This window comes from Xenorhabdus entomophaga (genome assembly GCF_037996725.1).
Taxonomy (GTDB): Bacteria; Pseudomonadota; Gammaproteobacteria; order Enterobacterales; family Enterobacteriaceae; genus Xenorhabdus; species Xenorhabdus khoisanae.
Genome location: NZ_JBBMXH010000005.1, coordinates 22561 through 32883, shown reverse-complemented (window position 1 = coordinate 32883; position 10323 = coordinate 22561). Strand labels below are relative to the sequence as shown.

Annotated in this window: 2 protein-coding genes; both read right to left on the bottom strand. The window is 45.6% G+C overall.

Annotation, left to right across the window (positions count from 1 at the left end; translation table 11 throughout):
• Nucleotides 1-521: 521 nt before the first annotated feature.
• Nucleotides 522-1415 (bottom strand): tRNA 2-thiocytidine(32) synthetase TtcA, encoded by an 894-nt coding sequence (gene ttcA / locus AAC854_RS01775; RefSeq protein WP_340615635.1) that lies wholly within the window; start codon nucleotides 1413-1415, stop codon nucleotides 522-524.
• A 244-nt stretch (nucleotides 1416-1659) separates the two neighbouring features.
• Nucleotides 1660-10320 carry an amino acid adenylation domain-containing protein gene (locus AAC854_RS01770; protein ID WP_340615634.1) on the bottom strand — a complete coding sequence of 2887 codons (8661 nt, stop codon included), beginning with the start codon at nucleotides 10318-10320 and terminating at the stop codon, nucleotides 1660-1662.
• Nucleotides 10321-10323: the final 3 nt, after the last annotated feature.

The following is a 10323-nucleotide window of genomic DNA, read 5'->3' as shown; positions in this document are numbered from 1 at the left end:
TACTTAACTCCTGCTCGCGATTCAAATAAACCAGACTAATGAATTAAATGTGGTTTATGTGACATCGCGATAAGATGAAGACGTTAAAGGATTAACCATTCAGTAACCATAAATGATTACTTTATTTTGTTAATTTCCATTATGAAAGAGCAATTCCTCATCTATTTTTGATAGAGTCTTATAAAAATTCTAATATGGCTGTCGTGATAAATAGCATGACGAATAAATTTATCTGCATATTCAACGTAATTCGTGTATGGCGGGAAAATCGTGGATGTCCAGTAATGGAAAATATTTTCTTAACTAATATTTATTAGCACCCATGTGGATTCTATGTCGATTGGTATTATGGGTTGGGGTTAAGGTGCAACCGGAAAGGCAGTGGGCGTATTTCCCTTGATGGTGGGCAAAAAAAGAATTCAAGCAGCCTGTCATAAAGGCTGCTTTGGGAGATACAGGGGAATTCTGACAGGCACAATTATGTGCGCTGTCAGTGGGGGCATTAATTTAAATATGTGCTTTTAAATGTTTGTAACATCAATAAACATTGCTTCATTAATGTTTGTCGATGATACGACCGCTTCGTTAAACGCATACTCTTCTCTTTCTCCCTCGCGGGATAATGGCAAGTTAACAAAGTCGAAAAGCGTTCTATCGGCCAATTGGCTTGGGCTGACATTTTGCAGGGATTTGAAAATACTTTCTACTCTGCCCGGTGTTTTCTTGTCCCAATCCATCAACATCGCTTTGATTGCCTTGCGCTGTAGGTTTTCTTGAGAACCACATAAATTACAGGGAATGATTGGGAATGCTTTGTATTCCGCATAGTTAATCAGATCTTTTTCCCGGCAATATGCCAGCGGTCTTATGACGACATTACGGCCATCATCAGAACGTAGCTTTGGCGGCATTGCTTTCATTCGTGAACCGTGGAACATGTTAAGAAACAGGGTTTCAACAATGTCATCCAGATGATGTCCGAGTGCAATTTTCGTCGCCCCAATTTTTTCTGCAAAAGAGTAAAGCGTGCCCCGGCGCAATCTTGAGCACAAACCACATGTGGTTTTGCCTTCCGGTACTTTTTCTTTCACTACTGAGTACGTGTCTTTGTCAACGATATAATAGGGAATATCCAGACTTTCAAAATATTGAGGTAAGATGTACTCAGGAAAACCAGGCTGTTTCTGATCAAGGTTCACTGCAACGACTTCAAATTTTATTGGCGCAGCCTTTTGCAGATTCAATAGAATATCTAACATCGCAAATGAATCTTTGCCGCCACTGATACATGCCATTACAACATCATTAGCTTCAATCATATTGTAATCAATAATAGCATTACCAACACTTCTCCTCAGTCGTTTCTGGAGCTTGTTGAATTCAAGTGTTTCTTTTCTCGTATCTTTCTGATTCATTGCGACTTCTCACCATTGCCGATCGTATCGACGATAGATTTTTTATAGGAATTTTTTGCAGGGGGGGATTATACGGATTTTTCTTTTTTTTTGAAACAGATCTGTGTCTGATCAGGCCGGATAATCGCTTAGCTTATCAACTAAAGTTAATTTTATTGGGAATGGCTCAAACAAGGTATTGTTAATCAAATAGAAGTAAGAAAATATGAGGCCAGCAAAACTGGCCTCATTAATTGTAATCAAATTAACTTATATTATCTTTAATTGATAATGTATTGATTATTTCCGTGCTGATAATGGGAGCGGCTTCTATAATATTCTCATGATAAAAATCATCAACCAATGTAATTATTAATGGATTGTCTGTAAATTGAGAAATATTATTATCCGGTATTTTTCTTATTAATTGATTAAGCTCAAATCCAACACCTTCTTTATAGTATGGGTTTGTTCTGCCCGCTTTAAATAAGGTGATATCTGTATGTGTTAGTTTCCCGCTTAAATTACCATTCCCTATTTCAAGCTCAAGTGGTATTGCACTCAATACTGTATTGATATAAGCATCGCCTGCCCCCATTTCCTGCAATTTTCTGGTGGCTTTCTTATATTCACTTGGCATATCCAGTTTATTCTTAAGGTTTTTTATCGCATCGTTATTGATGACAGTATCTAATAAGAACAAATGAATCTCTTTTGCGCCTAGCTGTTCTAACTGAAATGCAATTTCCATAGCTAATTGCCCTCCCAATGACCAACCTAATATGCGAATAGGTTGGTCAATAGCAGTTTCTGTCAGGATTAACTCCATATAAATTTGAGTTATCTTCTGTAGAGAGTCTGTTTGATTATCCAAGCAGTGATTATAATTATTGATGCCTATGCAGTTATACGCATCAGATAAGGTATTTGCCAGAGAGGTATATACTTCACTACCGCTATTAGCCGGATGAACCATAAACAGTTTATTGGTTGCCGTTGATTCTGGTGTTAAGAAATTAAGTAAATCAGGTTTAACACTGCCTGTTTCCAGCCATTGAACCAACAAATCAATACATTTGTAGCTAAACAGAATATTTAAAGGAATATCAACGTCTGTTTCATTGCGCATTGCGGCGGTCAGTTTAATCGCCGTTAAGGAATTGCCACCAAGGCGGAAGAAGTTATCTTCAATGCCAACCTGCTCCAGCCCCAATATTTCCTGCCAAATAGCACACAGTCGGGTTTCCAGTGCATTACGGGGAGCAACATAACTGTCCTGTGTCCCCCATACCGGCTCCGGCAGGGCTCGGCGGTTCAGCTTGCCGTTCAGGGTCAGCGGCACAGACGCAATGCGGGTAAAACTGGCGGGCAGCATATATTCCGGCAGGCGGGCAGAAAGGTGCTTAATCAGGGTTTCATCGGACAGGACTTCCTCTGCCACCAGATAGGCGGCCAGCACTCTATTCCCTTGGTGTTCGCGGTCAATCACCACGGCCTGTTTCACCTGCGGATGAGAAGCGAGGGCGTTTTCGATTTCCCCCAGTTCAATGCGGTAACCGCGGATTTTGACCTGAAAATCATTGCGTCCCAGATATTCCAGATTGCCGTCCGGTCGCCAGCGCACCCGGTCGCCGGTTTTGTACAGGCGGGTATAGCCTCTGGCTTTGTCCTCTGCGCTGGCAAAGGGGTTTTCCACAAAACGCTCTGCGGTCAGTTCAGGCCGGTTCCAGTATCCCCGCGCCAGTCCCGCACCGCCGATGTACAGTTCTCCCGGTGCACCGACAGGAGCCGGATGACCGTCATCATCAAGAACATACAGACGGGTATTGTCGATGCCTTTACCGATGGCTCTGTCCCCGTCCTGTAATAAGTGCTGGGTCGCACAGACGGTGATTTCAGTGGGACCATACTGATTAAACAGGGTGATCCCTGAACGTAAACTCAGGGCATTCAGGGCCTCCCCGCCCGTATGGATAACCTGCAAGGCGGACTGGAATAATTCAGCGGAAAAATGGTTCATCAAGGCCGTTGGAATAAACGCCTTGGTAATGTCATGGGTATTGATGAATGCCAACAGTTGTTCACTGTCTTTGGTCACCGAAGCGGGGGCAATAAACAGGGAAGCTCCCGTTATCAGAACAGGGAAAATCTCAAAGACAGAGGCATCAAAGACGTAATTGGAGAAAAACAGCGCCTTGGTTTGCGGGCACAATAAATGTGTTCTGGCAATAAACCGGGCTAAGTTATTGACGCTGGTATGCTCAATCATCACGCCTTTTGGCTGCCCGGTGGTGCCGGAGGTGTAGATGATATAGGCCAAATCGGTCGGTTTATTGATCGGTGCCGGATTGTCCACGGCCCGGCCAGCGGTGACGGTCGGGTCATCTGTGGCTATCAGTGTCGGCTGTTCAGCGAATGTTTGGGTATATGCAGCCAGTGCAGCCAAATGATGTTGCTGAGTCAATACGCATGAGGTCTGGGTATCCTGCATAATAAAATTGACGCGTTCCGCAGGGTATTCCGGTGAAATGGGCACATAAGCACCGCCGGCTTTCAGTACTGCCAACATACTGATCACCATTTCCGGACTGCGGTCAAGATACAGGGCGATTGGCGTATCGGCTTGCAGTGGTGCATTACGCTGTTGTTGATCGTATTGCTGTTTATAATGCCCGCAGATAGTGTGTGCCAACTGGTTCGCCCGTTCGTTGAGCTGGCGGTAGGTTAGCGTTTCCCCCTCAAACACCAGCGCCACGTTATCCGGCGTGCTTTCCACCTGAGCTTCAAACAACTGTTGCAGGGTTTTATCCTGCGGGTAGGGAACATCGGTCTGGTTCCAGATGTGCAGCAGGGTATGGCGCTCTTCTTCACTGAGGAATGTCATGGACGTATGTGGCTGGTGTGGGTCACAGGCCACGATGTGCAGAATGCGTTCAAGCTGACCAAGCAAACGTTGTGCCTGTTCCCCGGTTATCCAATCTTCGCCGTAACTTAATTTCACTATCAGGCGATTATCTTGCTCATAAGCCATCAGCGACAACGGATAATCCACTTTTTCGATAGCCTGACGGAACACCAGAGTGTTCTCAATTCCTTCCTCATTTTCGCTCACTACTGGGTCAGGGTAGTTTTCAAAGATCAACAGGCTATGGAATAACCGTTCCCCATCGGGCTGTAAGCTGGCAAGTGATACGGCACTGTGGCTGTTAAGTGCGGCGATATCCTTCTGTATGTCTTGTAAAACCGTAGCTATATTTCCTGCCGGAGTCCATTGCACTGCTAATGGCAGGGTATTGATATACAGGCCAACACTGGACTCGATTCCATCCACCGGCACATCACGCCCGGATACAGTCGTGCCGACAATGGTCTGTTCATCCCCGCTGTAATTGTGTAGCAATTTATGCCAGGCAAATTGCAGTACCACATTCAGAGTCACACCTTGTTCGCGACACATTTTTTTAAGCAGATGGTAAGCGTTTCCTTGTACGGTAATCGCTTTTCCCGCTGGTTTTTTAATCGCTTTTATTTGCGTTAAATCAATGTCGTGATTTAACAGAGCCGAAAGATCATTGGCTCTGTGAAATTGTGTTTTGCATTCATCCCAATAAGCCTCAGATTCTGCTCTATGATCCAAATGGTATTGTTGGGTTGCCAGATAAGCTTTGTCTAACGTTATCTGGGGGGCCCGTCCTTGTATCAGCTCGTTGTAATATTCATGCACAGCCTGTAATAAAATCGGGTTACTCCAACCGTCAGTAATCGAGTGGTGTTGAGTGATGAGAACCGTTACTAACTGTTCATTCTGTTTAATTAAGGTGAAGCGGATTAAACCGGGTTGACTTAAATCAAAAGACAGATTGCGGTCATGTTGTTGAATCGCTTCAATCGCTTTGTTTCTGGCTTCTTCTGGTAATTGGCTGATATCCTTGATGGTGAAATTTGCCGCACCAAGACTTGCGCCCTCAGTCACAATCTGCAAGGCTTCCTCTTCCCAGTTAAATGCGGTTCTGAGGATGGGGAAGCGCAGTGAAGCCAGCGCCCAGGCTTGCTGGTAAGCGGTAAGATCCAGTTGTGTGCGGTAATCCAACAGCAGTTGCACGCGATAGGCATCATCCTGTGGTTGAGCCAGATGATGATAAATAAATCCCTGCTGCAAGCTGGTAGCAGGATACAGCGCTTCAATGTGATACATCTTCTGAAGGCGACGCAGAAGCTTAATGGAAATTCCTTTAATGCCATAATCATGGGGGGTTTTTATTCCACCCGATTGAGCCTGTTTCTGGCCTGCCATGATGACAGAATTGAGTGCCTGTTCAAATGCGGTGATAAATACCTGCGTCTGAGCCTGTGGCAAGTGCGAGCTGACACTAAACTGCAATCTTCCCGCTTGAATCAGGCCATTAATATTCAACAACAAATGACTACGATTATCGTCTGCCGCTACGGTTCCACAATCGTCATTGGTCAGTGACCAGTTTTGCTCATCCTCTCCGCTTAATTTGCCGAGGTAGTTAAAGCTGATCGCTGGAAGCTCATCGGTCAGGTAACCTGCCTGACATAACGTCCCATAACCAATACCTTTGTTTGGTATAGCACGGAGCATCTCTTTGGTGTGAATAATGGTTTCCGCAATATCATCCTGCATTGCCAGACGAACAGGATACACAGTTGTAAACCAACCGATGGTTTCGGAGACATCCAGTGTGTTGTCGATGGCTTCCCGTCCATGACCTTCAAGTATGATGTGGTTAACAGGGCGCGAGAAGATGGCCTGTAATGCCAACGTCAGGGCACTGAGAAGCAGGTCATTGATTTCGGTGTGGTAACCGGCATTGGCTTCACGCAACAGAATATCGGTTAATTCAACGGAAATACCCAACATATGTTGACTGCTTTCATCTGAAACAGAGTGAATCTGGTTCTCTGCCATCACTTGTTGCCAGTAGGGAATTTCCTGTTGGTGGTGTTCTGCATAGTGATGGACAGCATTGACCCACTGCCGGTAGCTACTGGTTTTCGCTGGCAGTGTTTCACCCTGTAACAATCTGCGTATATCCTCAGCAATAATTCGCCAGGACACTACGTCAATAATCAGATGGTGAAATGCGAAAAATAGCCGGGCGCTGCCGTCGGTATATCCGGTCAGATGAGCGGCTTGCCATAATGGACCGTTATTGTAATTAAAATCACTCTGCCATTGGGTCAATTGCTGGTGTAACTCAGCCTTATCTGACTGACTGACGCCACTCTGTCGCAAAGGCGGCAACCAGGATGGCATATCTGCGTGGTAGCATTGATGGTAACGGCCTTCTGTACTGACAAAGTGGGCACGTAACATATCATGTCGCTCAACCAGTACTATCAGGGCCTGTTCAATAGCGGCGTGGCTAATGTTACCGGGCAGTCGGATCATAAATGCCTGATTCCAATGATGTGGACTCGACAAATTCCAGTTGAAGAAATCTTGCTGGATAGGTAACAGACCAAACTCTCCGCTTAATAATCCCTGTTCTGCAACAATGGCTACCGTGGATGACGCTTGTGTCAGGAGTTGCGCCAGCCTTGCTACTGTTGGTGCTTCAAAAATCGATTTGACTTGCAGGGAGAAACCCGCCAATCGCAGTTTGGAAACTAATCGGATACTGACAATGGAATCACCGCCGATACGGAAGAAGTTATCCTCAATGCCAACACGTTCTAAATCTAATACTTCCTGCCAGATGATACATAGCTGGGTTTCCAGTGCATTGCGGGGAGCGACATAATTGTCCCGATTTTCCCATGTTGGTTCTGGCAGGGCACGGCGATTCAGCTTGCCGTTCAGGGTCAGCGGCACAGATTCAATGCGGGTAAAACTGGCAGGCAGCATATAATCTGGCAAACGGTCGAAGAGGTAATCAATCAGGGTATCATCAGACAGGGCTTCCTCTGCCACCAGATAGGCGGCCAGTACTTTATTCCCTTGGTGTTCGCGGTCAATCACCACGGCCTGTTTCACCTGCGGATGAGCAGCGAGGGCGTTTTCGATTTCCCCTAATTCAATGCGGTAACCACGGATTTTGACCTGAAAGTCATTGCGTCCCAGATATTCCAGATTGCCGTCCGGTAGCCAGCGCACCAAATCGCCGGTTTTGTACAGGCGGGTATAGCCTCTGGCTTTGTCTTCTGCGCTGGCAAAGGGATTCTCCACAAAACGCTCTGCGGTCAGTTCAGGCCGGTTTAAATATCCCCGTGCCAGTCCTGCTCCACCAATATACAGTTCTCCGGGTGCCCCGATTGGAGACAGGTTACCCTGTTTATCAATGACATACAGACGGGTGTTATTAATAGCCTTGCCAATATTCGTTGCGATGTCCCCGTTTTGGTATTCTTTCACGGTTGTACAGACAGTCGCTTCTGTTGGGCCATAACCATTTAACATACAAGCGTTTTTACTGAAATGCTCAAGGAAGTCTAATGTTGGCGATTCGCCCGCTGTCACTAATGTTTGTAAGGAGGGTAAGTCAGTGCCGTTTAATAATTTCAGTATCACGGGCGGTAAGATGGCTATTTCAATGCCTTCCCGCTGAATGAGTTTTTCAACCGCAGGGGCATTGCGTTCTGTTTCACTGCAAATGTAAATGGTAAGACCGTTAAATAAACTGAAAAACAGTTCAAAAGCGGAGCCATCAAAGACATAAGCGGCAAACATTAATGCTTTTTTTCGCGTTGCGACATTAAGAATTTTGGTTTGTGCCTCAGCTAAATGAGCAACATTTTTATGCTCAATCATGACGCCTTTTGGCTGCCCGGTAGTACCTGAGGTGTAGATGATATAAGCCAAATCGGTCGGTTTATTGATCGGTGCCGGATTGTCCACGGACTGGCCTGCGGTGATGCTCTGGTCATCTGTGGCTATCAGTGCCGGCTGTTCAGCGCATGTTTGGGTATAGGCAGCCAGTGCAGCCAAATGATGTTGCTGAGTCAATACGCATGAGGTCTGGGTATCTTGCAGAATAAAATTGACGCGTTCCGCAGGGTATTCCGGTGAAATGGGTACATAAGCGCCCCCCGCTTTCAGCACCGCCAGAATACTGATAACCATTTCCAGACTGCGATCGAGATAGAGGGCGATCAATGTTCCGGCTGGCATCGGTGCATTTTTTTGTTGCTGGTAATGTTCGCGGAGGGTACTTGCCAGCCGGTTCGCCCGTTTGTTGAGCTGGCGGTAGGTTAGCGTTTTTCCCTCAAACACCAGTGCCACATCGTTTGGGGTTATTTCCACCTGTGCTTCAAACAACTGTTGCAGGGTTTTGTCCTGCGGATAGGGGGCATCAGTCTGGTTCCAGCTGTGCAGCAGGGTATGGCGCTCTTCCTCACTGAGGAACATTATTGATGTATGCGGCTGGTGTGGCTCACAGGCCACGGCGTGCAGAATGCGCTCAAGCTGACCGAGCAAACGCAGTGCCTGTTTATCTGTCAGCCAATCTTCACTATAACCCAGTTTTATGACTAAACTGTCATCTTGCTCATAGCCCATTAATGACAACGGATAATCTGTTTTTTCGATGCCTTGGCGGAACGTTAGTGTATTTTCGATACCTTCTTGATTTTCATGGGCTGCGGGAGAAGGATAATTCTCAAAGACCAGCAGGCTGTGGAATAAACTTTCTCCATCGGGTTGCAGGCTGACAAGTGATACAGCACTGTGACTGTTGAGTGCCGCGATGTCCTTTTGTATGTCTTCTAACACGCTGATAATACTGTTTGCCTTGTTCCACTGAACCATCAACGGCAAGGTATTAATATACAAACCGACACTGGACTCAATCCCTTCCACCGGCACATCACGCCCGGACACAGTCGTACCAACAATAGTTTGGTCATCGCCAGTATAAAGATGTAATAATTTATGCCAGGCAAATTGCAGTACCACATTGAGCGTAACGCCTTGTGTCCGGCACGTGTCTTTTAGCTGTTCATAAATGCTTCCCTGTATAGTGAGTATCTGTTCAGCAGGCTTTTCAACGGCTTTTATCTGCGTTAAGTCAGTGTGATGACTTAACAGAGCTGAAAGATCATTAGCTCCCTGAAATTGTGCTTTACATTCAGTCCAATAGGCTTCTGATTCGGCTTTATGATCCAGATGGTATTGTTGGGTTGCCAGATAAGCCTGTTCCACTACAACTTGTGGTATTTGTCCCTTTATCAGTTGGTTGTAATATTCATGTACAGCCTGTAATAAAATCGGGTAACTCCAGCCATCAATAATGCAGTGATGCAGAGTGATTAACACGGTTATTAGCCGCTCATCCTGTTTGATAAAAGTGAAACGGATTAATCCGGGCTGATTTAAATCAAAAGGCAGATTGCGGTCATTTTGTTGGATCGCTTTAATTGCTTTGTTGCGGTCTTCTTCTGGTGATTGAGTGATATCCAGAGTAGTAAAATTCGTTGGGCCAATACTGGAACCCGTTGTGATTATCTGTAAAATCTCGCCTTCCCAATCAAATGCGGTTCTGAGGATAGGGAAGCGCAGTGAAGTCAGTGACCAGGCTTGCTGATAGACAGCAAGATCCATATGGGTGTGGTAATCCAACAGGAGTTGTACACGGTAGGCATCATCCTGGGGTTGGGCCAGATAATGATAAATAAACCCCTGTTGCAGGCTGGTGGCGGGAAATATCATTTCAATGTTATTCCCAGAGGATGTGGCGGGCCAATCAGAACCAGCATGATTTTCACTAAAGGTGAAATGTTTAAAATCCTCTTCGGAGAAGATATTTCTCTCATTTAATAAATCTAATATGTTTTCCCTTTTCTCTTTAACTCTGTCGATAAGTTGAACAGGGGGAGCCTCCCCTGTAAATGCCAGTTTCAACTTATTCTCACAAGCCCATACTGCGACATGATTTTTCTTGAGTTCGTTTAATAGCATCAACATTTT